Source organism: Streptomyces sp. NPDC048331 (assembly GCF_043201215.1).
In the GTDB taxonomy this organism is placed as follows: Bacteria; Actinomycetota; Actinomycetes; order Streptomycetales; family Streptomycetaceae; genus Streptomyces.
Map to the genome: position 1 here is coordinate 52569 of NZ_JBICYT010000007.1, position 23690 is coordinate 76258.

Below are 23690 nucleotides of genomic sequence, written 5' to 3' on the forward strand. Positions count from 1 at the left end.
TGCGGGTGTAGTTCAGTAGCAGAACATCCCTCTTCCAGAGGGAAGGCGCAGTGTGCGATCCCTGTCACCCGCTCTGCATCACTTCCGGACCACTGTCGTGGATCGGGTAGAGTGATGCACGCATCGCCTCCGGGCAATGCAGCACTTGCGGACGTAGCTCAGTTGGTAGAGCACCACCTTGCCAAGGTGGATGTCGCGCGTTCGAGTCGCGTCGTCCGCTCTGTATGAAGAAGGCCCCGATCATTGCGATCGGGGCCTTCTTCGTGTTCCCCGGAGCCGGATCCGGATCCGGATCCGGCTCCGACTCCGACTCCGATTCCGACGTCGACACGATGTGCCCGGCCCTGACAAATGTCATCGGGGGCGGTGACAGCGCGCACTGCCGACCCGGCACCGGCGCCGCGAACCTTGGATCATGACTGACACCGTGATCGAAGCCGAGGGCCTGCGCCGCGCCTACACAGGAGGGTTCGAGGCCGTTCGGGGCGTCTCCCTCTCCGTGGCCCGGGGCGAGATCTTCGCGCTGCTCGGCACCAACGGCGCGGGCAAGACCTCCACCGTCGAACTGCTGGAGGGACTGGCCGCGCCGAGCGAGGGCCGGGTGCGCGTCTTCGGTCTCGATCCTTACGCGCGGCGGGCCGAGGTCCGCCCACGCACCGGCGTCATGCTCCAGGAGGGCGGTTTCCCCTCCGACCTGACGGTGACCGAGACCGTCCGGATGTGGGGCGGGGTCACCAGCGGCGCCCGCCCCGTGGCGGAGGTGCTGGAACTGGTCGGCCTGGCCGCGCGGTCCTCCGTACGCGTCAAGCAGCTGTCCGGCGGCGAACGGCGGCGCCTCGACCTGGCGCTGGCCCTGCTCGGCCGGCCCGAGGTGCTCTTCCTGGACGAGCCGACCACCGGCATGGACCCGGAGGGGCGCCGGGACACCTGGGCGCTCGTCCGGGAGCTGCGCGACCAGGGCACCACGGTGCTGCTGACCACGCACTACCTGGAGGAGGCCGAGGAACTCGCGGACCGCCTCGCCATCCTCCACGAGGGGGAACTCGTCCTCTCCGGCACCCCGGCCGAGGTGACCGCCACCCGGCCGGCCCGGATCCGCTTCACCCTGCCGGCCGAGGTGCCGGCGGCCCGGCTGCCGCTCGCGCTACGCGCGGCGGCCTACGGGCGGCGCGTGGAGATCCGTACCGAACACCTCCAGGCCGACCTGGCCGAACTGCTGGACTGGGCCCGGGAGCACGGCGTGGAACTGATCGGGCTCGACGCCCGGTCCGCCTCCCTGGAGGAGGCCTTCCTGGAGATCGCGGAGAACCGCCGCACCGCCGGCGGCCGCACCGAGGACACCGAGGACACGAAGGCGGGGACCCGATGAACACGCTCACCCTGAACCCGGGCCGGATCACCGCGCTCGGCCGCTCGGAGCTCACCCTGCTGGTGCGCAACCGGGCGGCGCTCACCCTGGCCGTCCTGATGCCCCTGCTGATGGTCTTCATCCTGCGCTCCTCGCTGAGCGGGGCCGACGGCGCCGAGGCCGTGGGCGAGGCCACCCTGACCGGCGGGATCGGCATGGTGCTGATCCTCGTCGTCCACATGAACCTGGTCTCCGCCTACGTCGCCCGGCGCGAGGAGCTCGTCCTCAAGCGGCTGCGTACCGGCGAGGCGACCGACCTGGAGATCCTCGCCGGCACCGCGCTGCCGGCCGCCGTCCTGGCCTTCGCGCAGATCACCGTCCTCACCGTGGCCGGGGCGGCCGTGCTGGACGCGCGCATGCCGCGGAATCCGCTGCTGCTCGTGGTGGCCGTGCTGGCGGGCATCGTGCTGCTGGCCGGGATGTCCGCGCTGACCAGCTCGTTCACCCGCACCGTGGAGACCGCGGGCCTCACCACGCTGCCGCTGTTCCTGGCGACCGTGCTCGGCTCCGGGCTGTTCGCCCCGACCGACTCGCTGCCGGACCTGGCGGCGTCGCTGTGCGAACTGCTGCCGCTGAGCGGGGTGATGGACCTCGTGCGGGCCGGGTGGAGCGGCGGTTCGGCGGGCGGGGACCTGCTGGGCGCGGGGCTGAACACATTGGCCTGGATCGTGATCACCGTGTTTTCTGTTCGGAGGTGGTTCCGCTGGGAACCGCGCCGGTAGTGCGAGTCGGGGGACGGGAACCGTGTCGAAGATGACGGGATGGTGGAAGAACCGCAGCAGTGCGGGGAAGGTCGAGCTCTACACGCGGGGGTCGTTCCATCTCTTCGTCCTCCTGGAGATCGTGTCCTTCGGGCTGATGCCCGTGGCCGCCACCGTCCCCGGCAGCCGGCCCTCGGTCCTGCTGCCCCTCGCGCTGCTGCTCATGGTGTGCGGCCACGCGGTGCTGTGCGGGGTGCTCAACTCCCGGGCACTGCACTGGGTGGTGGGCCGGCGTGAACGCCCCACCCGGCTCGCGGTGGCGTCGACCGTGGCGACGGCCGTGTGCACCCTGGCCGTGCTCGGCCTCCGGGCGACCGGGCACATCTCCGAAGAGGCGGTGGCGCCGACGCTGGTGGCGGGGCTGACCTGGTTCGCCTCCGGATCGCTGGTGCTGTGCCTGCGGTCGGTCAAGAGGATGCTGTTCATCCCCCCGACGGCAGCGGTCATGACGGGGCTGGCCGTACTCGCCCTGGGCACGCCGGCCGCCACGGCGCTGGGGTACTGCGTGGGCGTCCTGCTGGGCAGCCTGTTCTTCGGCGCCACCTGCGGTTTCTCGGCGTGGCTGCTGAGGACGGTCTACGAGCTGGACCACTCGCGCGAGGTGCAGGCGCGCCTCGCGGTGGCGGAGGAACGGCTGCGGTTCGGCCGTGACCTGCACGACGTGATGGGCCGCAACCTGGCGGTGATCGCGCTCAAGAGCGAGCTGGCGATACAGCTGGCCCGGCGCGAACGACCGGAGGCGGTGGAGCAGATGATCGAGGTGCAGCGGATCGCCCAGGAGTCCCAGCGGGAGGTACGGGACGTGGTGCGGGGCTACCGGGAGGCGGACCTCTCGGTGGAACTGGAGGGCGCGCGCGGGGTGCTCAGCGCCGCCGGCATGGACTGCCGCGTGGACGTCCTGGCCGGGCGCGCCACGGAACTGCCCGCCGAGGTCCAGTCGGCCCTCGGCTGGGTGGTCCGCGAGGCGACGACGAACGTCCTGCGGCACGGGGACGCGCACCGCTGCCTGATCAGGCTGACCGCCGCGGAGACGGGCTCCGTGACCCTGGTGGTGGAGAACGACGGGGCTCCCGAGACCCCGACCGGACCGCCCGGATCGGGGCTGGCCGGGCTGCGGGAACGGCTCGCGGCCCTGGACGGGACGTTGCAGGCGGGGCCGGTCGGCGACGGCCGGTTCCGGCTGCTGGCGCGGATCCCGGACCGACGACTGCAAGAACTGGAGGTGCGGGCGTGAGCCCCGTACGCGTACTGCTCGCCGACGACGAGCATCTGATCCGGGGCGCGTTGGCGGCGCTGCTCGCGCTGGAGGACGACCTGCTCGTCGTCGCGGAGGCGGCCTCGGGCCCCGAGGCACTGGCGATGGCGCGGGCCCACCGGCCGGACGTGGCGGTGCTGGACCTGCAGATGCCGGGGGCCGACGGTGTGAGTGTCGCCACAACCCTGCGGGTCGAACTGCCCGACTGCAAGACCATGATCGTGACCAGTCATGGGCGCCCCGGGCACCTGAAGCGGGCCCTGGCGGCGGGCGTGCGGGCCTTCGCCCCGAAGACCGTCTCGGCGCAGCGGCTGGCCGAACTGATCCGGACCGTGCACGCCGGAGGTCGCTACGTGGACCCGGAGTTGGCGGCCGACGCGATCAGCGCGGGGGACTCCCCGCTGACCGCGCGGGAGGCCGAGGTGCTCGAACTCGCGGCGGACGGGGCACCGATCGCCGAGATCGCGGAGCGGGCCTCGCTGTCGCAGGGGACGGTCCGGAACTACCTGTCCTCGGCGGCGACGAAGCTGGGTGCGGAGAACCGGCACACGGCAGTGCGTCTCGCACGCGAGCGAGGTTGGGTATAGTAGTTCTCGCGTTACGGCGCACCTGCGGACATAGCTCAGTTGGTAGAGCACCACCTTGCCAAGGTGGATGTCGCGCGTTCGAGTCGCGTTGTCCGCTCTGTGACGAAGAAGCCCCCCGGTCCTCGACCGGGGGGCTTCTCTCGTTCCTACGACCAGGACTGGCCGGTGAGGCGCTCGAAGGCCTCGATGTACTTGGCGCTGGTCCGGGCGACGACCTCGGCCGGGAGGGCCGGCGGCGGAAGCTCGCCGTCGCGGTCCCAGCCGGAGGCCGGGGAGGACAGCCAGTCGCGGACGTACTGCTTGTCGAAGGAGGGCTGCGAGCGGCCCGGCTCCCACTGGTCCGCCGGCCAGAAGCGGGAGGAGTCGGGGGTCAGCACCTCGTCGGCGGCGACCAGGGTGCCGTCCTTCGGGTCGAAACCGAACTCGAACTTGGTGTCGGCCAGGATGATCCCGCGCTCGCGGGCGATGTCCCGGGCACGGCTGTAGACGGCGAGGGTGGTCTGGCGCAGCAGCGCCGCCGTCTCGGCGCCGGCGGTGCGCGCGACCTCCTCGTAGGAGACGTTCTCGTCGTGCTCGCCGACGGCGGCCTTGGCGGCCGGGGTGAAGATCGGGGCGGGCAGCTCGGAGCCGTTCACGAGCCCCTCGGGGAGGGCGAGCCCGCAGACCGTGCGGGTCCGGTCGTACTCGACCAGGCCGGAGCCGGCGAGGTAGCCGCGGGCCACGCACTCCACCGGGACCATGTCGAGGTTGCGGCAGATCAGGGTGCGGCCGGCCCAGTCGGCGGGGGCGCCGGCGGGCAGGTCGGTGGAGATGACGTGGTTCGGGACGAGGTCCGCGAGCTGGTCGAACCACCACAGGGAGAGCTGGGTCAGGACGCGGCCCTTGTCCGGGATCTCGGTGGGCAGCACCCAGTCGAAGGCGGACATGCGGTCGCTGGCGACCATGACGAGACGGCCGTCCTCGTCACGGTAGAGGTCGCGCACCTTGCCGGTGTGGAGGTGGACGAGGCCCGGCACCTGAACCGGCTCGGGCTTTTCGACGAATCCGGACACGGGGTCTCCCTGTAGTTCTGTATGAAGCGCACCTCGATTCTCGCGCACCGGCGCCCCCCTCCGCGGACAGGGGTCCGCCCTGCGGGTCGGTCGTGGGCCAGGTCGCGGGCTCCGTCGCGGGTTCGGTCGCCGGTTCGGTCGCCGGTTCGGTCGCCGGTTCGGTCGCGGGTGCGGTTCGGTCGCGGGTTCAGTCGTGCTTGCAGATCCGGTCGAGGAGATTGGCCGTGGCCCGCTGCACCCGCTCGTCGACGTGGCCGGGGCGGTCGAGGGCCGGGGACCAGGCGAAGGTGCCGGAGGCGAAGACCAGGGCCCCGCTGGGTGCCCGGTAGAGAGAGGTCTCCTGGTGGCGGCGGTGGCCCTCGCCGTCGAGGTACGGGGAGTGCGCCAGCAGGATCCGGTCCTGGTGCTCGGGGAGCTGGGTGCGGGGGAAGTAGCGGTCGGCCTCACCCGCGACCAGGCCGGGCAGCTCGTCGTTCTCGCCCGCGCCGGTGGCGTCCCACAGCCAGTGCGTGGCGTTGCGCACGATCAGGGGCGCGGGCTCGGGGACCCGGCCCGCGTACTGGATGCCGAGGAGCTGCTGCTCGGGACGGTCGACCTCGCGCCACAGGCTGGGGCGGCCCGGGCCGCGCCGTTTTCGGCAGGTGAGGAGCCGGTCGTCGACCCCGGAGGGGGACGGGCCGAGCTCGACCTGCCAGTACATGGTGTTGGCGGAGAGGAAGACGAGCGAGGTGCCGTGCCGGCGGGCGCGTTCGACGGTGCGGCGCATGGGAGCCGACCAGTACTCGTCGTGGCCGGGGAAGACCAGGCCGCGGTAGCGGGTGGGGTCGACGCGACCGGCGTGCAGGTCGCGGGTGTCGGCGTAGGCGATGTCGTAGCCGTAGCGCTCGGCCCAGCGGATGAAGTCGTAGGCGTGGCCCACGTGCAGGGGCAGGCCCGCGCCCGCGTAGGGGCGGTCGAAGGACACGGTGACGGCGGCGTCCTGCTCGCCCAGCAGGCGGCCCTGCTCGTCCCAGGCGTGGTAGAGGCTGGCGCCGCTGCGGCCGTCCTCCGGATAGAGGTTGTAGGCCTGCCAGGTGATGTCGGGGAGCAGGAGCAGGAGGTCGGCGGGGTGATCGTCGCGGACCGTGAAGGGGATGTGGGAGCGGTAGCCGTCGGCGGTGGTGAGCACGGCGACGTACGCGCCGACGCTCCAGTACGAGGGGACCTGGAGTCGCCAGGAAAGCCACCAGTGGTGACAGGAGACGGTCCGGTCGGCGGCGAGCGGGGCCGGCTGCACGATGCCGGACAGCCGCGGGCTGGTGGTGATCTTGGAGGCCCCGTCGCCGCCGTAGTGGCCGATCCGGTAGACGTCGACGGAGAACTGCTGGGGCGGATCGACGGTGATGTGGAAGTCGATGGCCTCGCCGGGGGCCACCCCGCCGGTGGAGGCGAAGCCCTTGATCTGCCGGTGCACGTCGTCGGCGGTGCGGGGGCCGCCGTTGCCGCGGGCGCGGGGGATCTGGCCGGTGCCGGCGGCCGCGGCGGCCGGGTCCACGTACCAGGGCACGACGTGGCCGGTGTCGTCGAAGTAGAGCTCACTGCCCCGGAACCAGGGCAGGGGGCCCTGACCGAAGGGGTCGGACACCGCGTGCGCGAGCGCGCCTGACTCCCAACGTCGGATCTGGTCCGCACCCATGACCGCTCCCCTCCCTCGACCCCCCGAACGGGCGTACATCGCCTCCGTGCGCGGCTCCTGCACCGAGCCGAGGGGTGCCTTTCGGCACCCGCGCCGGAACAGTCGACCGCGACCGGTCCCAGCACATCACATAACGCACGCAGCCCGTCACTGTTCGTCGCGAATTGACGGGAACGGAACATCTACGTCCGGATGTCCGTACGAGTTGTAGCCCTCCCGGGGCGCCTCGGCCCGCCTCAGACCAGGCGGACCGGCTTCTCCGGGCGGACGCCCAGGGCCGAGAGCCAGTCGCGCAGCGGCTCCGGGTTCCCCTCCTCGACCAGGCACAGCACGCGCGGCGCCAGGTCGGAGCGGCGGTCGCCGCCCACCAGCAGGACCGGCCCGTCGAGCCAGTCCAGCCCGGGGGTGGCCCCGGCCGAGTCCACGGCCGCGCAGCACACCATCGCCGTGACGTGGTCGGCCAGCAGGTCCCGGCCGCTGCGCGGCGGCTGGAGCGGGAACAGCGGGACGGTGTCCGCGCCGCGTGCCTTCCCGGCCCCGGCGGCCGGTCCGGCCGCCCGCTCCTCGCGGGCCAGGTCACCGGTGATCCGGCCGGCCAGCGCCTCGCCGGCCGCGCCGTCGCCGCCGAGGTCCGTGAGGTAGCCCAGCACCCGCTCCAGGGTGGGCCCGGCGAACGCGTCCGTGGTGGGGGAGGGAGGGTCGGCGGCCGCCAACGTGGCGGGGCCGGCCGATCCGGTCGCCCCCGCTCCCGAGGAGCCCTGGGAGCCGGGCCGTGCGGCGGGGGACGCCGCGGGCGCCGATGCGGGGGACACGGGAGACGCGGGGGATCCGGGGGATCCGGGGGATCCGGGGGATGCCGGGGCGGAAGGGCTCGCGGGCAGTCCCGCCGGGACGGCGAGGGCGTCCAGCGCGGCGTGCAGGCGGGCCGCCTCCGTCCGCCACTTGCGGTCCACGACCTCCTCCGGATACGCCGACCAGTCCACCGGTGACCAGTCCGGCCCGGCCTCGGCCGGACCTCCGTGGAAGAGCCGCGCGGCCAGCAGCGAGGCCGCCTCGTCGATCAGCCCGGGCTGCTCCAGCAGGTCGCAGGCGGGGCGCTCGCCCAGCCGCGAGGTGAACCCCTCGGCCAGCCGGTCCCGTCGGGACAGCTCGGTCAGCGCGGAGACCACCCCGGCGTCGAGGTGCGCCGGCCAGCGGCCCATCCGCCACGCGGGCAGCGCGACCCGGGTCAGCAGCCGGTCCCAGCCCGCGTAGGCGAGGCCGACCTGCTCCTGGGCGACGATGCGCAGGCCGTAGTCCACACCCTGTGCACGCTCCGAGGCGGCCGCGGCCACCCCGCGCTCCATCTCGGCGGCGTCCGTCCGGCACAGTCGCAGCAGCAGCCGGGCCGGGGCGGCGATCCAGCCGAGACCGCGCCGACCGCCCACGTCCACGGCCGCGTCCAGGCCCCGTACGAAGCCGCGCGCGTCGGCTATGTCCGGGTGCGCCGACGGGCCCGTACCGGCGACGACGGGCGCGAGGACCGCCCGCAGCTCCGCGACCCGCATCCACCACAGGAAGGGCGAGCCGATCACCAGCACCGGGGCCGCGCCCGGCTCGGACTCCGGCCCGACGGGCCCGTGCCCCGCGCCGAGGACGCGGGCGGCGCCACGGCGGTGGGCCGCGTGACTGCGGTCCTCCAGCCAGCTGTCGCAGTCCGGCGTCAGGGCTATCGCGGAGGGCGGCGGCACGTCCATCCGGTCGGCCAGGTCCCGCACCAGCCGGTAGAGATCGGGCGCGGCGGCCTCCGAGAGCGGCACGGTCGGCGTCACGGCGGGGCTCGCCCGCAGCACCACCGCGGCGAAGGCGCCGCCGACGAGCAGCACGATCGCGGCGACCACGCACACGACGAGGGTCACCGTGGGCCAGGGATCACCGGCCAGCCGGCCCGTCGCCCGGGCGGCCACCAGGACCACCGCGAGGGCGGCGGGCAGCAGCGCGACGGCCGAGGCCCTGCTGCGCACGCGCAGCACGGCCAGAGCGCGGGAACGCGCGGACGGCACGCTCGCTTCCATGATCGAACCGGTTCCGGACACGGCCGGACCTCACCCCCTCTGCCCTGCGGCGACGTTGCTCACTCCCCCACTGTGACACCCGCCACTGACATCGCAATGCCGGTGGGCCAAGTGCCGGAATGCTTGGCATCGCACCCTAGTTGGGGCACGCGCGGGCGTCAGGCAGACCGGGTGACGATCACCCGATGGAATGGCTTTGGGTAAAGGTGGGTGCGTTCGAACGCGGCCGGATGCAGTCGCACGCGGACACGCCCGCGGGCCCGGGCGCACGAGGTGCGCACCAGGCCCGCGGGTCTGCGGAGCCGCTGCTCAGCGGCCCTGGGCCGCCTTGGCCGCGATGTCCGTACGGTGCTGCGAGCCGTCGAGACGGATGCGTGACACCGCCTTATACGCCTTCGCTCGTGCCTGCGCCAGGTCGGAACCGGTCGCCGTCACCGACAGCACGCGGCCGCCCGCACTGACCACCGTGTTGCCCTCGCGGCGGGTCCCGGCGTGCAGCACGTAGGCATCGGGCTCGTCCTCGGCGGCCACCTCGAGCAGGCCCTCGATCGGGTCGCCGGTGCGCGGGGTCTCCGGGTAGTTGTGGGAAGCGATGACCACCGTGACGGCGGCGTCGTCGCGCCAGACGAGCGGGGGCAGCGATTCCAGGGTGCCGTTGGCGGCGTTCAGCAGGACACCGGCCAGCGGGGTGCGCAGCCGGGCCAGCACGACCTGGGTCTCGGGATCGCCGAAGCGGGCGTTGAACTCGATGACCCGGGTACCGCGACCGGTGATCGCGAGGCCCGCGTAGAGCAGACCGGAGAAGGGGGTGCCGCGGCGGCGGAGCTCGTCGACGGTCGGCTGGAGGACCAGCTCCATGACCTCGTCGACCAGCTTGGGGTCGGCCCAGGGCAGCGGGGAGTACGCGCCCATGCCGCCGGTGTTGGGGCCCGCGTCGCCGTCCAGGGCGCGCTTGAAGTCCTGCGCCGGCTGGAGCGGGACCACGGTGACGCCGTCGGTGATGGCGAAGAGGGAGACCTCGGGGCCGTCGAGGTACTCCTCGATGACCACCCGGTCGCAGGCGAGCGCGTGCGCGCGGGCGACGGCCAGGTCGTCGGTGACCACGACGCCCTTGCCGGCGGCGAGGCCGTCGTCCTTGACGACGTACGGGGCGCCGAAGGCGTCGAGGGCCTCGTCCACCTCCTCGGGGGTGGTGCAGACGTAGCTGCGCGCGGTCGGGACCCCGGCCGCGGCCATCACGTCCTTCGCGAAGGCCTTGGAGCCTTCGAGCCGGGCCGCCTCGGCGGACGGGCCGAAGACGGGGATCCCGGCGGCGCGCACGGCGTCGGCGACGCCGGCGACCAGGGGGGCCTCCGGGCCGACGACGACCAGGTCGGCGGCGAGTTCGGTGGCGAGAGTCGCGACGGCAGCACCGTCTAGGGCGTCGACCTGACGCAGTGTGGCCACGTCGGCGATGCCGGCGTTGCCGGGAGCGCAGTACAGGGCGGACACGGCGGGGTCGAGGGACAGAGAGCGGCACAGGGCATGTTCGCGGGCGCCGCCGCCGATGACGAGGACCTTCACGCTGCTCAGCCTAGCCGGGACGGCGGGCTCGGCTTCGTGCGGCCACCCAATCAGGACCGGCTACTCATTCGTGTATTCCTCCACAACGGTGGCTCCGAGCTCGCGCACGATCAGGTCGTGTCCGGTCAGGGCGCTGTCGACGAGGTCGGGATCGTCCTCCTCGGCGAAGTCGTCCTCCGGGGCCACCGGCGGGGGCGCCTGCTGTACGGGGGGCTGCGGAGCGGGAGCCGAGTGCTGGGGCTGCTGCGGCTGCTGCGGCGTGTACTGCTGGGCGGGCGGGGCCTGCGGGGCGGCGGCCGGCGGCTGCTGCTGGGCCGGGGGCGGCGGGTTGTAGGCGGGGGCGGGAGCGGCCGGGGCCCCGTACGAGGAACCGTACGAGGCGGTCTGGACCGGAGCCGGGGAGCCGCCGCCGATGACGGCCTCGATCTTCCAGTTGACCTGGAACTGCTCGGCCAGGACCGCCTTGAGCACGTCCTCGCTGCCGCTGCTGGCGAAGTTGTCGCGGGCTCCGACATTGGGGAAGCCCAGCTGGAGGGTGGTCCCGTCGAAGCCGGTGACCTGGGCGTTCTGGCTGAGCAGGATCCAGGTGAAGCGGCGGCGGTTCTTGACGGCCTCCAGCACGCCGGGCCACATCGCCTGCACCTGCCCGGCTCCGGCGGCCATGCCGGGGGAAGGAGCCGCGGCGGCCGGGGCGGGGGTGGCGGCCGGGGCTGCGGGCGCGGCGGCGGGAGCCGGGGCCGACGCGGCCGCGGAGGGCCAGGCACCCGCGGCGGGAGCCGCGGTGGCCGGCGCGGGGGCGGCGGCTCCCGGCCAGGCACCGGGAGCACCGCTCCCGGGCTGCGCGGCGCCGGGCCAGGCTCCGGGGGCGGGAGCGGCCGGGGCCGGGACGGGCGCGGCGGCCGGCGCGGCGGGAGTGGCCGGAACCGGCTCGGGAGCCTGCACCGGAGCCGGAGCCTGGGCGTGGGCGGTCGCGGGAACGGCGGCGCGCGCGGCGGCCGCACCTCCACCGGGACCGGCGGGCGCCATGGCGTGCGCCTCGGGCCCGGGTACGTAGCCCATGGCGGGCGCGGCGGCCGGCGGCGCGGCGAAGGCCGCGGCGGCGGGCGGACCGCTGCGCTCCAGCCGGTCGAGCCGGGCCTGGAGGGACCGCTCGTCGTCGAAGGCGGCGGGCAGCAGCACCCGGGCGCAGATCAGCTCCAGCTGCAGCCGGGGCGAGGTCGCGCCGCGCATCTCGGTGAGCCCGGCGTTGACCAGATCGGCGGCGCGCGACAGCTCGGCGGCCCCGAACACGGACGCCTGGGCCTGCATCCGCTCCACGACGTCGGCGGGGGCGTCGATCAGCCCCTTCTCCCCGGCGTCCGGCACGGCGGCCAGGATCACCAGGTCGCGCAGCCGCTCCAGCAGGTCCGCGACGAACCGGCGCGGGTCGTTCCCGCCTTCGACGACCCGGTCGACGACCTCGAACGCGGCCGCCCCGTCCCCGGAGGCGAAGGCGTCCACGACGGAGTCGAGCAGCGAACCGTCGGTGTAGCCGAGCAGAGAGGTGGCCATGGCATACGTCACACCGTCGTCGGCGGCGCCGGCGAGCAGCTGGTCCATGACGGACATCGAGTCACGCACGGAACCGGCCCCGGCGCGCACGACCAGCGGCAGCACACCGTCCTCGACCTTGGCGCCCTCTCGCCCGCAGACCTCGCCCAGGTAGTCGCGCAGGGTGCCGGGCGGCACGAGCCGGAAGGGGTAGTGGTGCGTCCTGGACCGGATGGTCCCGATCACCTTCTCCGGCTCCGTGGTGGCGAAGATGAACTTGAGGTGCTCCGGCGGCTCCTCGACCACCTTCAGCAGGGCGTTGAAGCCCGCCGAGGTGACCATGTGGGCCTCGTCGATGATGTAGATCTTGTAGCGGCTGGACGCCGGCCCGAAGAAGGCCTTCTCGCGCAGGTCACGGGCGTCGTCGACACCACCGTGCGAAGCGGCGTCGATCTCGATGACGTCGATGGACCCCGGTCCGTTCCTGGCCAGGTCGCGACAGGACTGGCACTCCCCGCAGGGGGTGGGGGTGGGACCCTGCTCACAGTTGAGGCACCGGGCGAGGATGCGCGCGCTGGTCGTCTTTCCGCAGCCGCGCGGCCCGCTGAACAGGTACGCGTGATTGACCCGGTTGTTCCGCAGGGCCTGCATCAGCGGGGCAGTGACATGCTCCTGCCCGATGACCTCGGCGAACGACTCGGGGCGGTAGCGGCGGTACAGCGCAAGGGACGACACGTATACGAGGTTATCCGGGCCCACCGACATCAGCGGCCCGCCGCAGCCCCGAGGGCCGCCCTGGGCGGCGCCCGGAAACGCAAAGCGCCCCCCACGCACCCGCCAGAGCCCACTTACCCTTGCTGCCTTCCGGCCCTGGGGGAGTTCGGTGAGATAGCGCCACGTGAGGGGCTGGCCCCACCCTAGCGGATGGAAGCCCCCGGAATCGAGCCGGACCCTCACCCGCCCTCCGCTCGACGATCACGTTCGCGAGCACCCCTCAACGTCTTGTATTGTTTGCGGCGGAGGATTCGCCTAGTGGCCTAGGGCGCACGCTTGGAAAGCGTGTTGGGGGCAACCCCTCACGAGTTCGAATCTCGTATCCTCCGCCAGTGCCTCACCGGGCACGTTGTAGAAAGGCCCCGCTGCTTGCAGCGGGGCCTTTCTACGTTCGCCGGCCGATCCCCGGCGCCCGCGACATCATGGCCGGATGACGGACGAGGTGTTTCTGATACCCGCCCGGCCGACCGCCACGGCCGGGTTGCTCGCGGAGGCCGCCGCCCGCCGGGGGATGGCCGTCCGGGCCCTCGGCCCCGGCTTCGGCGAACTCGCCGGCCGGGCCGTGCACTGGTGCGGTGGTCCGCACGCCGCCGCGCGGGTGTCCGGGACCCTCGGGCTGGGGCTGTTGGAGCCGCCCGACCACTGGCTCACGCGGCTGCCCGAGCGGTTCACGGGCCGCCGGATCGAGCTGACCACCCTGGGCCGGGCGGCGCGGGAGCTGACCGGATCCGGGCGGCCGGCGTTCGTGAAGCCGCCGCGCGAGAAGTCCTTCCCGCCCGCCGTGTACGGGCCCGGCTCGCCGCTGCCGCGGTCCCTGCCCGCCGCCACCCCCGTACTGGTCTCGGAGGTGGTGGACTTCGCCGCCGAGTACCGGTTGTTCCTGCTCGACGGGGAGATCGCCGCCGGCAGCCGGTACGCCGTCCACGGCCGCCTGGACCCCGCCCCGCTCGACGAGGACGGGCGCGGGGCGGACGTACGCGGCTTCGCGGCCGCGCTGCTCGCCGCGACGGGCCCGGACCTGCCCAGCGCCGTCACCGTCGACGTCGGCCTCATCGGCGCGACGGGCCGGTTCGCCGTGGTCGAGGCCAACATGCCGTGGTTCTCGAACAGTTACGCCGCCCGGCCCGAGACCGTCCTGGACGTGGTGCTGCGCGCGGCCGGGCCGCTCCACCGCGTCCGCGCGGCCGACCTGCCGTTCGTGACCCCGTAGCGGCAGGCGGCATGGCAGGCGGCAGGCGCCACCCGGCACCACCCGGCACGCCTCAGCCGTTGAAGCCGAGGGCCAGGGCCACGACCGCAGGGGCCGCGTAGATCACCGGGAAGGCCACGTGGGCGTAGGACTTCGCCCGGAGCACCGTGATCACGGCTCCCGCGAAGTACAGGGCGACCCCGATCGCCGCCGCGACGCCGATCGCCGGGACGAAGACGCCCACCGCCAGGCCCACCGCGCCGGCCGCCTTCGCGGTGGCGAGCAGGGTCCACCACGAGCGCGGAACCCCGTACTCGACCAGCGGCTCCACTACCCACTTCGCGCCGAGGAACATCGAGGCCGCCGAGAATCCGACCATGAACGCGCCGACCAGGGCGAAGACAACAGCGGTGGTGGACATCCGAGCTCCCCTCGGGCGGGCGCCGGTGCGGACTCGCTCCGGTCTGTCTCCCGCCTGCTTCACTCCTCTGACCCGCCCCGCCGCACCGATGTGACAGGCGGCGCGAAAAAACTTCGTCCGCGCTCAGGGGCTGCCGGGGACGTACACGTCGAGGGCGGGGAAGCAGACGGCGTTGTCCGCGGCGCAGATCTCCCGGTCGCCCGGTGAGGCCACGGGGACGGGGCGTTCGTACGTGAGCAGGCTCAGTGTCCGACCCGAGGCGAAGGCGGCCGTGGCCTCGCGGACCGGGCCCATGTCCGGTCGGTGCGGACCGGGCCCGGTGTACGCGTACGGGGCATGGCCGCCGTCCACGACGGCGAAGTAGACCGTGGTCCGGCCGGGGTAGACGGCGGCCTCGGTCACCAGCCGGATCCCGATGCGCGCCCAGGACTTCGGCAGGGGGTTGCAGGTGGTGCTCGCGCGGGCCTCGCGGACCACGGCCAGGCAGTAGTTCCGGTCGTCCGGCATCCAGGCGAGCTCGCCCGTGTCGCCCGCCGGTTCGCGGTGGACTACGAGGACCGACCCGTCCTCCGGAACCCGGACGTCCGGGGCGGTGTCCCTACGGACGGCCTCCAGCAGAGGACCGTCGGCGGCCGTGACCTTCGCGTCCCCGACCGGCTCGGCAGGCCCGGACGCCCGCGGCGGCTCGGAGGGCGCCGGCGAAGGTGCCGACGATGACGGCACGGGCGACGGTGTCCACGACGGCGCCGGCGACGGCTGGGCCGAGCTCCCGTGCGGTGAGGGCCCCGGCGACAGGTCCGGCGCGGGCGGCAGACCGCACCCGGCCGTGGTGAGGATCGCCAGGGCGCATCCCGCGGCAGCCGCGATCGTCCCGTGTCTCATGTGAATCCGCCCCCGCGCAGATGGAACCGTGTGTGCGGCAGTCTGCCGTGGGGCCCCCCCCGGGGGGGCCCCCCGGGGGGGGGGGGGGGGGGGGGGGGGGGGGGGGGGGGGGGGGGGGCCCCCGCGCGCCCCCCCCCCGCCCCCCCCCCCCCCCCGGGGGGGGGGCAGGGGCAGGGGGGGGGGCGGGGGCGGGGGGCCGGTCAGCCGAAGCTCGGCATCTCACCCACCGTTGTCGACATGTCGATCACCGCGAAGGCGGCGCCCTGCGGGTCCGTGACCGCCGCGAACCGGCCGAACGGGCTGTCCATCGGGCCGAAGTGCAGCTTCCCGCCGTGCTTCTGGGTCTTCGCCACCGCCTCGTCGCAGTCCGGCACCCCGAAGTAGACCTGGATGTACGGCGGCAGGTCCGGCGGGAAGTCCTCGTCCATCTTCATCCGGCCCAGCACCGGGTTCCCGCCGCCGCCGACGCTGAAGACCTTGAAGTCCATGTCGGCCATCTCGGGGTCGTCGCCCGGGTCCATCTGCTGGGCGCCGTACGGGAAGACCTTCGGCAGGAACCCGTCCGCCTTGGCCGGGTCGCGGGTGAAGACCTCCGCCCACGCGTACGAGCCCGCCTCGCCCATCTTCTCGAAGCCCTTGTGCTCGCCGGGCTGCCAGACGCCGAAGACCGCGCCGCTCGGCTCCTTCGCGATCAGCATCGTGCCGAAGGTGCCCACCTGCATGGGGCCCATCAGCACCTCGCCGCCGTTCGCCGTCACCTTCTCGGCGGTGGCGGCCGCGTCGGGCGAGGCGAGGTACAGACACCACTGGGACGGGGCGTCGGCTCCCGGCATCGGCGGGACCACGGCGGCGACGGCCTTGCCGTCGGAGTAGGCCTGCGTGTAGTTGCCGTACTCGCTGCTCGCCTCGCCGAAGGTCCAACCCAGCACGTCCGCGTAGAAGGTCTTGGCCCCTTCCACGTCGGCGAACATGGCGTCCACCCAGCACGGAGCGCCTTCGGAGAACTCAGACATGATCGATCGACTCCTCGTCTCGTACCTGTCGTCTCGTACCGGTCGTCGTAGACGGCCGTACTCACGCTAGGCGCGCGGTGCGGCGACCGCGCGGGGAGCGCGCCCAGGCGGGACGCTGGAGCCATGGACAAGGACATCACCATCCGACTGGCCCAGCAGCCGGAGGCCGACGCGCTGCTCGGCCGGAGCCCGCTCGCCGCGCTGGTCGGAATGCTGCTGGACCAACAGGTGCCGATGGAGTGGGCGTTCTCGGGGCCCTGGACGATCGCCCGGCGGCTCGGCTCCGACGACCTCGACGCGCACACCATCGCCGCGTACGACCCGGAGGCGTTCGCCGCGCTGCTCTCCGAGAAGCCCGCCGTCCACCGGTATCCGGGGTCGATGGCGACGCGGGTCCAGCAGCTGTGCGCGTACCTCGTGGAGCACTACGACGGGAACGCGGAGGCGGTCTGGGCCGACGCCACGACGGGCCAGGAGCTGCTGAAGCGCCTCAAGGCGCTGCCGGGCTTCGGGGAGCAGAAGGCGCAGATCTTCCTCGCCCTGCTGGGCAAGCGGTTCGGTGTGCGCCCGACGGGCTGGCGGGAGGCGGCGGGTGGGTACGGCCCGGCGAACGTCTACCGCTCGGCGGCCGACATCACGGGCCCGGAGTCCCTGGCCAAGGTGCGGGCGCACAAGCAGGAGATGAAGGCCGCCGCGAAGGCCGCCAAGGCCGCCGGCGGCTCCTGATCCCGGCTACCGGGGTCCCGGCTGCCGGGATCCCGTACGGGGTCAGGCTGCGGACCGGGTCAGAATTGACCGGCCGTTCCGACCTGCAATTGACCCCTGATTCCGGTCGCTCAAGATCGTAGATTGGTGGACATGACAGAGATCGCGACCCGCGCCGCCACCGCCGAAGCCATCTACGACGGCCCCGGCAGCCTCATCACCCTGCTCACCGACACCGCCGAGCTCACCTGCAACACCGCCACCTTCGACGAGGGTGCGGCGGGCGCCCCCGTCCACTTCCACACCAAGGCCACCGAGTTCTTCCACGTCACCGCGGGTCGGCTCGACATCCTCGTCGACGACGAGATCCACACCCTGGACGCCGGCGACTTCATCGCCGTCCCGCCGGGCGTCAAGCACGCCTTCGCCCCCGCCGCCGGCCACACCGCCGCCGTCTTCGTCGGCTTCACCCCCGGCATGGGCCGCTTCGACTACTACCGGCTCCTCGGTCGGGTCAACGCGGGCGAGGCCACCGTGCAGGACATCAAGGACAGCTCGGCGACCTACGACAACCACTACGCGGAGAGCCCCGTCTGGAGCGGCCGCCGCCGCAGCGCGGAGCCGTAGACCACGTCCGCGTCGAGGCGGCGCAGTTCCTCCGCGATCAGTTCCGCGCCGCTGCGGATCTTCAGGGCCACCTTGCGGTCGGGGCTCCCCGGCAGGCTCAAGGTGGCCAGCACGCCCGCGGGGCGGTCCACCCGGATCTCCCCGCCCGTGGTCCGCAGGCTGACCCCGGTGATCACCGGGCCCTCGCTCGCCACCCGGTCCACCGGCACCCCCAGCCGGTCCTCCAGCCAGCGCGCCAGGAGCTCCGCGCTCGCGTTGTCCGGCTCGCTCTCCACCGCCGCGCCGGTCACCGGCAGCGGCTTCTGGTCCAGGGCCGCGGCCAGCAGCGAGCGCCACGGCGTGAGCCGGGTCCAGGCCAGGTCCGTGTCGCCGGGCTGGTAGCCGGCGGCCCGCTCGTCGAGCACGGCGACCGGGTCGAAGGCGGCGGCCGCGTCCGTGATCCGGCGCTGCGCGAGCGCGCCCAGCGGGTCCCGCGCCAACTCGGTGGGCGCGTCGGCCGGCCACCAGGCCACCACGGGCGCGTCCGGCAGGAGCAGCGGCAGGACGACCGAGCCGGCCTGCTCGGTCAGCGCCCCGTGCAGGCGCAGCAGCACGATCTCGCCGGTCCCGGCGTCCGAACCGACCCGCAGTTCGGCGTCGACTCGGTTCGCGCGGAGCTTGTGCGGGCCGCGGGAGGTCCGCCGGATCACCGCGATGATGCGGCAGGGGTGTTCACGCGAGGCCTCGGAGGCCGCCCGTACGGCGTCGTAGGCGTTCTCCTCGTCGGTGGCGAGGACAAGGGTCAGCACCAGCCCCATGGTCGGGCTGCCTATCGCCCGGCGGGCTTCGAGCAGGGCCCGGTTGACCTTGCTGGACGTGGTGTCGGTGAGTTCGGTCCGCATGGGCCAGAGTCTGTCACCGCGTCACCGCCGCTTGCGCGCGGTCCCGAAGATGGAGCGGGAGATCTCCCTTCCCAGCTGGGTCCCGATCGACCGGGCCAGAGAGCGGAACAGCCCGCTCCCCACCACCTGCTCGGCGAGCGAGGGATCCGGCTTCGGGGCGCCGCGCGCGGCCCGCGCGGCCTCCTTCTCCGCCGCCACGGCCTCCTTCTCGGCCTCGGCGGCGGCCGCGGCCGCCTCCGCCCGCGCCTCGGCGGCGGCCTGTTCGGCGGTGATCTTCTCGTACGCCGATTCGCGGTCGACGGGCTCCGCGTAGCGCGACCACAGCGGCGAGGCCTTCACGGCCCGCTCCAGGTCGGCCGCCGCGATCGGACCCATCAGCGACTGCGGGGCGCGCAGCCGGGTCGCCGCGACCGGGGTGGGGGCGCCCTGCTCGCTGAGCACCGTGATGACCGCCTCGCCGGTCCCCAACCCGGTCAGCAGCTCCTCCAGGTCGTACGCGGAGCGGGGGAAGGTCTTCACGGTCGCCTTCAGCGCCTTGGCGTCGTCGGGGGTGAAGGCGCGGAGCGCGTGCTGCACCCGGTTGCCGAGCTGGGCGAGGACGTCCGCCGGGACGTCCTTGGGGGTCTGCGTCACGAAGAAGACGCCGATGCCCTTGGAGCGGATGAGCCGGACCGTTCGGGTGATGGCCGCGAGGAAGGCCTTCGAGGCCCCGTCGAAGAGCAGGTGCGCCTCGTCGAAGAAGAAGACGAGCTTGGGCTTGTCCAGGTCACCGACCTCCGGCAGGTCGTTGTAGAGGTCGGCCAGCAGCCACATCAGGAAGGTGGAGAAGAGCTGCGGCTTGTCCTGGACAGCCGGGAGTTCCAGTACGGAGACCAGTCCGCGCCCGTCGGCGGCCGTCCGCAGGAACTCGCTCGTGTCGAACTCGGGCTCGCCGAAGAACTCCGAGGCGCCCTGCTGCTCGAAGGCGGTGAGCGCCCGCAGGATCACCCCGGCGGTCACGGTGGACAGTCCGCCGATCCCCTTGAGTTCGGGTTTGCCCTCGTCGGACACGAGGAAGGCGACGACCGCGCGCAGGTCCTTGAGGTCGATCAGCTCCAGGCCCTTGGTGTCGGCGTAGTGGAAGATCAGGCCGAGGGACTGCTCCTGCGTCTGGTTGAGCTGGAGCACCTTCGACATCAGCACCGGGCCGAAGCTGGTGACCGTGGACCGGAGCGGGATCCCGGGTCCGATCCCGCCGAGCGAGTAGAACGCGCAGGGGAAGCCGGAGGGCTCCCACGCCTGGGCCACGTCCCGAGCCCGTTCGTCGATCCTCCCGCCCGGCGTCCCGGGCGCCGAGATCCCCGAGATGTCGCCCTTGATGTCCGCGAGGAAGACCGGGACGCCGCCCGCGGACAGCTGTTCGGCGATGAGCTGGAGCGTCTTGGTCTTGCCCGTTCCGGTGGCTCCGGCGACCAGTCCGTGGCGGTTGAGCATCGCCAAGGGGATGCGGATCTGACGGTCGGGCAGGCAGGCGCCGTCCCAGAGGAGGGCCCCGAGGTCGAGCGCCGGTCCGGTGAACGCGTAGCCGGCGGCGATCTCCGCGGCCGGTCCTCCCGCCGGTCCTTCCGCCGAACCTCCCGCCGGTCCTTCCGCCGGTCCTTCCGCCGGTCCTCCCGCCGGTCCTCCCGCCGGTCCTCCCGCCGGGCCCGGCCGGACCTCGGGAAGGGCGGGGTCGGTGCTCTCGCTCATGCTTCACTCCCCAAATAGCGCTGTTCGCCACTTTTGCACCACCGTCACGAGGCTGCGCCCGCACGCACCGGCCCGGTAGGCTTTCCGTGTGATCTTCAAGCGCATCGGAAGCGGAAAGCCTTATCCCGACCACGGCAGGGAAACCACCCGGCAGTGGGCGGACGTCGCGCCGCGCCCGGTCCGACTGGACCAGCTCGTGACGACCAAGGGCCAGCTCGACCTCGAAACGCTGCTCGCCGAGGACTCCACCTTCTACGGCGACCTGTTCGCCCACGTCGTGAAGTGGCAGGGCGACCTCTACCTGGAGGACGGGCTGCACCGCGCCGTGCGCGCGGCCCTGCAGCAGCGCCAGGTGCTGCACGCGCGGGTCCTCGAAATGGACTGACGGGTTCGTCTGGATTGCGCCTTTCGGGTCACCATTGACCTATCAGCAGATCATTTAGTAGGCATCGACACCGGGTCGCACTACGCTGCGCCCATGAGCATGCTCACTCCCCCCGGCATGGGCGGAAAGTACCGCGTAACGGGAGCCGCCTACCCCCGTATGAGTCGTAAGCGGAGCCGTACCCGGATCGTCCTCGCCGTGCTCGGCTCGATCCTTGCGCTGGCCCTGGTCGGCTACGGGGCCCTGCAGCTCATCGACGTGTTCCAGGGCGACAGCCCGAAGCGGAACACGGCTGCGGGGGCCAAGGACTGCCCGACGACGCCTCCCGGTACCGCCGCCAAGAGCGGCCCCGGCGCCGCCCCCACCGCCTCGGCCGCCGCGAAACCGGCCGTCGTGCTCCCCCCGCCAGGGGAGATCACGGTCAACGTCTACAACGCGACTCCGCGCGCGGGTCTGGCCAAGGCCGTCGGCGACGAGCTCGCCAAACGCGGCTTCGTGATCGGCAACGTGGGCAACGCCCCGGCCACCTTCGACAAGAAGGTCCCCGGCACGGGGATACTGCTGGGCTCCCCCACGACCGACAAGGCCGTCTTCTCCGTACTCGGCACACAGCTCGCCGGCACCACCCAGCAGACCGACACCCGCGAGACCGCGGACGTCGACCTGATCCTGGGCGACGCCTTCACGGAGCTGAGTACGAAGGAGGACGCGGACAAGGCGCTGGCCCTGCTGGCCAACCCCCTGCCCGCGCCCAAGAACTGCTGACGCGCCGGCACGCCGTACGGCGTGCCGGACCGCCGTAGGCCTACGCCACCTGGGCCACCTGGGCCACCTGGGCCACCTACGCCGCCTACTCCGCCGAGCCGTACATGCGGTCGCCCGCGTCACCCAGGCCCGGCACGATGTAGCCGTGCTCGTTGAGCCGCTCGTCCACCGCGGCCGTCACCACCGTCACCGGCGTGCCCGCCAGTTCGCGCTCCATGATCTCGACGCCCTCGGGCGCGGCCAGCAGCACCACGGCCGTGACGTCGTCGGCGCCGCGCTTGATCAGCTCCTGGATCGCCGCGACCAGCGTGCCGCCGGTGGCGAGCATCGGGTCGACCACGTAGACCTGGCGGCCCGAGAGGTCCTCCGGCATGCGCGTCGCGTACGTGGAGGCCTCCAGGGTCTCCTCGTTGCGGACCATGCCCATGAAGCCCACCTCGGCGGTCGGCAGCAGCCGCACCATGCCGTCCAGCATGCCCAGGCCCGCCCGCAGGATCGGGACGATCAGCGGGCGGGGGGACGAGAGCTTCACACCCGTGGTCGGGGCGACCGGCGTCTCGATGTCGGCCTGCTCCGTGCGCACGTCCCGGGTGGCCTCGTAGGCGAGCAGCGTCACCAGCTCGTCGGCGAGCCGCCGGAAGGTGGCCGAGTCGGTGCGCTTGTCGCGCAGGGTGGTGAGTTTGTGCGCCACCAAGGGGTGATCGACGACCTGCAAACGCACAACATCCTCCAAAACTCAGCCTGCGACCTGCAAAAACGGTCGCACGACGCGACCTGCACCCAAAAGGCTACGCGCTGACACGACTCCTTCGCGTCCGAAGGGCGGCCGCGCCCGCCGCTTCCTTGCGGATGCGACCCGCGCGGACGCCCAGCAGGCTGGACGGATGAGCAACGCACCGGTGATCGCGGCCGTCGACGGTTCGGAACACAGCCTCAGAGCCCTGGAGTGGGCACGGAAGGAGGCCGTCCGGCACGACACCGGGCTGCTGGTCGCCCATGTACTGCCCGACCACGCCCAGTTGTACGCCGGACGCCGGGCCTCGCTGCACGACGCCTCCGAGCCGCGGGAATTCGCCGACCCCGTCCGTGACTGGGTCCGGTCCCTGCTCGGCGTCGTCGGCGGCAGCAGCAGCAGCAGCAGCGGCACCGACTCCGGGCTCCCCGAGGGGGTCACGTACGAGGCCCTGGAAGGCTCCGTACCCGAGGCGCTCCGGGTCATCGGCTCCGAGGCCCGGATGCTGGTGATGGGCTCCCGGGGCCGCGGCGGCTTCGCCAGCCTGCTGCTCGGCTCGAACAGTCGGGCCGTGGCGAGCTCGGCCGCCTGCCCGGTGGTCGTGGTCCCGCACGCGGAGCGCGGCGCCCCGCCCGACGACGACGCCGAGCAGTCCGCCGGGCGGGTGGTGCTCGGGCTGCACGCCGCCGAGACGCCCGACGACGTACTGACCTTCGCCTTCACCGAGGCCGCCGTGCGGGGGACCACCGTCCAGGTGGTCTCCGCGTACGCCATCCCGCCCTCGCCGACCCTGGTGATGGACAGCCCCTTCGCGGTGATCCCGCCGGAGGGGCTGGCCGACGAGGGGGACGGCGTACCGGCCGAACGGGAGATGCTGCGCTCCCAGACGCAGCGGCTCGCGCCGCTGCGGGAGCGGTTTCCGGACGTCCCGGTCGAGCAGGCCGCGGTGCCCGGGGACCCGGCGGGCCGGCTGGTCATCGCCTCCCGGGCGGCGGCGCTGGTCGTGGTGGGCCGCCACCACCCGCGGCGCACCGCCATGTCGCTGGCGATCGGTTCGGTGGCCCATGCGGTGCTCCACCACGCGCACGGACCGGTGGCCGTGGTCCCGACCCTCAAGGACGACGTCTGACCTGCGACGGGGTGGCATCAAACGCACTGTCCGGGGGAAGGTGGGTGCAAGGGGGGACGACCGACCAGCCAGGTGGTGGCCGATGCCCGACAGGCAGCCGAAGGACGATGTGCCGGAGACCGCGGCGCAGCGTCGAGCACGCCGCGCGCAGTTCCTGCGCGACCTGATGGAGGCGCGCGAGCTGCGCGATCGTGTCCAGCCCCGGCGCGCCCGAGCGGCCCGTATGCGCCAGCAGATGCGCATGCGCACCTTCCGCTGGTGATCCGGAACGTTCCGGCCGTCCGTCCTCCCGTACTCCGCCGACGCCCCGGGCCCGGCAGGCGGGTGGTCCCGCTCCGACACGTCGAGGCGATCCGGACTCCGGCACGCCGCGACACGGCCGAGCCGCACCACGCGCCCCACAGCCCTCCCCACGGCCCCGCCGCCCCCGCGCCGCAACCCCGCGCGGCCCCCGCCGGTGCACGGCGCGGCACGACGCAAGCGCGGAAGACCTCTCGCAAAGCCGCTGTTTCTGCCACGATGCCGATTGGGCGGGGTACGGACGGCGAGCAGCACGGCCGCTGTGCCCCAACC

The 23690-nt window shown here is 73.2% G+C and carries 22 protein-coding genes, 4 tRNA genes and 1 other RNA gene; 15 read left to right on the plus strand and 12 right to left on the minus strand.

Features of this window, described 5'->3' with window-relative positions:
- The first annotated feature begins 1 nt into the window (after nt 1).
- The 7 genes from ACGFYY_RS13215 (at nt 2) to ACGFYY_RS13245 (ending at nt 4108) form a co-directional block, all read left to right on the plus strand.
- Nucleotides 2–73: transfer RNA gene (locus tag ACGFYY_RS13215), tRNA-Gly, on the plus strand.
- Between the two features lie 74 nt (nt 74–147).
- Nucleotides 148–220, plus strand: a tRNA-Gly gene (locus ACGFYY_RS13220).
- A gap of 195 nt (nt 221–415) precedes the next feature.
- Complete coding sequence (locus ACGFYY_RS13225) at nt 416–1369, plus strand: ABC transporter ATP-binding protein (RefSeq protein WP_393709015.1); 954 nt, start codon at nt 416–418, stop codon at nt 1367–1369.
- Entirely contained in the window at nt 1366–2130 is a 765-nt protein-coding gene (locus ACGFYY_RS13230) for an ABC transporter permease (RefSeq protein WP_393709017.1), read from the plus strand. Before ACGFYY_RS13225 ends, ACGFYY_RS13230 begins: the two co-directional genes overlap by 4 nt.
- 31 nt (nt 2131–2161) lie before the next feature.
- Nucleotides 2162–3403, plus strand: coding sequence for a sensor histidine kinase (locus tag ACGFYY_RS13235; RefSeq protein WP_393709268.1), 1242 nt, complete (start codon nt 2162–2164; stop codon nt 3401–3403).
- Nucleotides 3400–4011: a response regulator transcription factor gene (locus ACGFYY_RS13240; RefSeq protein ID WP_365265933.1), complete on the plus strand. Its 612-nt coding sequence runs from the start codon at nt 3400–3402 to the stop codon at nt 4009–4011. Before ACGFYY_RS13235 ends, ACGFYY_RS13240 begins: the two co-directional genes overlap by 4 nt.
- Nucleotides 4012–4035: 24 nt before the next feature.
- Nucleotides 4036–4108, plus strand: a tRNA-Gly gene (locus ACGFYY_RS13245).
- Nucleotides 4109–4157: 49 nt separating this feature from the next.
- On the opposite strand, the gene ACGFYY_RS13250 is transcribed toward ACGFYY_RS13245, so the two are convergent.
- From ACGFYY_RS13250 to ffs, 6 genes are all read right to left on the minus strand, one after another.
- Nucleotides 4158–5063 carry a phosphoribosylaminoimidazolesuccinocarboxamide synthase gene (locus ACGFYY_RS13250; RefSeq protein ID WP_365265931.1) on the minus strand — a complete coding sequence of 302 codons (906 nt, stop codon included), beginning with the start codon at nt 5061–5063 and terminating at the stop codon, nt 4158–4160.
- Between the two features lie 187 nt (nt 5064–5250).
- Nucleotides 5251–6738 carry a N,N-dimethylformamidase beta subunit family domain-containing protein gene (locus ACGFYY_RS13255; protein WP_365265929.1) on the minus strand — a complete coding sequence of 496 codons (1488 nt, stop codon included), beginning with the start codon at nt 6736–6738 and terminating at the stop codon, nt 5251–5253.
- Between the two features lie 236 nt (nt 6739–6974).
- On the minus strand, nt 6975–8792 hold the full coding sequence (locus ACGFYY_RS13260) for a hypothetical protein (RefSeq protein ID WP_393709270.1): 1818 nt from the start codon (nt 8790–8792) through the stop codon (nt 6975–6977).
- A gap of 309 nt (nt 8793–9101) precedes the next feature.
- Nucleotides 9102–10355 (minus strand): phosphoribosylamine--glycine ligase, encoded by a 1254-nt coding sequence (gene purD / locus ACGFYY_RS13265; protein ID WP_365265927.1) that lies wholly within the window; start codon nt 10353–10355, stop codon nt 9102–9104.
- Nucleotides 10356–10415: 60 nt separating this feature from the next.
- Nucleotides 10416–12620: a DNA polymerase III subunit gamma and tau gene (locus tag ACGFYY_RS13270; protein ID WP_393709021.1), complete on the minus strand. Its 2205-nt coding sequence runs from the start codon at nt 12618–12620 to the stop codon at nt 10416–10418.
- Between the two features lie 77 nt (nt 12621–12697).
- Nucleotides 12698–12796, minus strand: an RNA gene (ffs, locus tag ACGFYY_RS13275) — signal recognition particle sRNA small type.
- Between the two features lie 107 nt (nt 12797–12903).
- Between ffs and ACGFYY_RS13280 the strand changes: the two genes are divergently transcribed.
- Nucleotides 12904–12991: transfer RNA gene (locus ACGFYY_RS13280), tRNA-Ser, on the plus strand.
- A gap of 98 nt (nt 12992–13089) precedes the next feature.
- Entirely contained in the window at nt 13090–13869 is a 780-nt protein-coding gene (locus ACGFYY_RS13285; protein WP_393709023.1) for an ATP-grasp domain-containing protein, read from the plus strand.
- A gap of 52 nt (nt 13870–13921) precedes the next feature.
- Here ACGFYY_RS13285 and ACGFYY_RS13290 read toward each other — a convergent pair whose 3' ends face one another.
- The 3 genes from ACGFYY_RS13290 to ACGFYY_RS13300 form a co-directional block, all read right to left on the minus strand.
- Complete coding sequence (locus ACGFYY_RS13290) at nt 13922–14269, minus strand: DoxX family protein (RefSeq protein ID WP_375938325.1); 348 nt, start codon at nt 14267–14269, stop codon at nt 13922–13924.
- A gap of 123 nt (nt 14270–14392) precedes the next feature.
- Nucleotides 14393–14992: a hypothetical protein gene (locus ACGFYY_RS13295; protein WP_393709026.1), complete on the minus strand. Its 600-nt coding sequence runs from the start codon at nt 14990–14992 to the stop codon at nt 14393–14395.
- A 359-nt stretch (nt 14993–15351) separates the two neighbouring features.
- Nucleotides 15352–16164 (minus strand): VOC family protein, encoded by an 813-nt coding sequence (locus tag ACGFYY_RS13300; protein ID WP_365273502.1) that lies wholly within the window; start codon nt 16162–16164, stop codon nt 15352–15354.
- A 123-nt stretch (nt 16165–16287) separates the two neighbouring features.
- On the opposite strand from ACGFYY_RS13300, the gene ACGFYY_RS13305 reads away from it, so the two are divergent.
- Both ACGFYY_RS13305 and ACGFYY_RS13310 read left to right on the plus strand, forming a co-directional pair.
- Nucleotides 16288–16890 (plus strand): HhH-GPD-type base excision DNA repair protein, encoded by a 603-nt coding sequence (locus tag ACGFYY_RS13305; RefSeq protein WP_393709028.1) that lies wholly within the window; start codon nt 16288–16290, stop codon nt 16888–16890.
- 132 nt (nt 16891–17022) lie between these two features.
- Nucleotides 17023–17496, plus strand: coding sequence for a cupin domain-containing protein (locus ACGFYY_RS13310; protein WP_365273497.1), 474 nt, complete (start codon nt 17023–17025; stop codon nt 17494–17496).
- Here the strand turns inward: ACGFYY_RS13310 and opcA are convergent.
- Together opcA and ACGFYY_RS13320 are read right to left on the minus strand one after the other, a co-directional pair.
- Nucleotides 17445–18377, minus strand: coding sequence for a glucose-6-phosphate dehydrogenase assembly protein OpcA (opcA, locus tag ACGFYY_RS13315; protein WP_365273495.1), 933 nt, complete (start codon nt 18375–18377; stop codon nt 17445–17447). The genes ACGFYY_RS13310 and opcA overlap by 52 nt on opposite strands.
- Before the next feature lie 21 nt (nt 18378–18398).
- Nucleotides 18399–20105: a helicase HerA-like domain-containing protein gene (locus tag ACGFYY_RS13320; protein WP_393709031.1), complete on the minus strand. Its 1707-nt coding sequence runs from the start codon at nt 20103–20105 to the stop codon at nt 18399–18401.
- 88 nt (nt 20106–20193) lie between these two features.
- Between ACGFYY_RS13320 and ACGFYY_RS13325 the strand changes: the two genes are divergently transcribed.
- Both ACGFYY_RS13325 and ACGFYY_RS13330 read left to right on the plus strand, forming a co-directional pair.
- Nucleotides 20194–20490, plus strand: coding sequence for a type II toxin-antitoxin system VapB family antitoxin (locus tag ACGFYY_RS13325; protein WP_030768867.1), 297 nt, complete (start codon nt 20194–20196; stop codon nt 20488–20490).
- Between the two features lie 93 nt (nt 20491–20583).
- A complete protein-coding gene (locus tag ACGFYY_RS13330; RefSeq protein WP_365273489.1) occupies nt 20584–21255 on the plus strand; it encodes a LytR C-terminal domain-containing protein in 672 nt (223 codons plus the stop codon).
- A gap of 85 nt (nt 21256–21340) precedes the next feature.
- On the opposite strand, the gene upp is transcribed toward ACGFYY_RS13330, so the two are convergent.
- A complete protein-coding gene (gene upp / locus ACGFYY_RS13335) occupies nt 21341–21976 on the minus strand; it encodes a uracil phosphoribosyltransferase (RefSeq protein ID WP_150258134.1) in 636 nt (211 codons plus the stop codon).
- Between the two features lie 163 nt (nt 21977–22139).
- Here upp and ACGFYY_RS13340 point away from each other — a divergent pair, with 163 nt between their 5' ends.
- Together ACGFYY_RS13340 and ACGFYY_RS13345 are read left to right on the plus strand one after the other, a co-directional pair.
- Nucleotides 22140–23117, plus strand: a complete 978-nt coding sequence (locus tag ACGFYY_RS13340; protein WP_393709035.1) for a universal stress protein — start codon at nt 22140–22142, stop codon at nt 23115–23117.
- A gap of 82 nt (nt 23118–23199) precedes the next feature.
- Nucleotides 23200–23379 carry a hypothetical protein gene (locus ACGFYY_RS13345; protein ID WP_030010606.1) on the plus strand — a complete coding sequence of 60 codons (180 nt, stop codon included), beginning with the start codon at nt 23200–23202 and terminating at the stop codon, nt 23377–23379.
- Nucleotides 23380–23690: the final 311 nt, after the last annotated feature.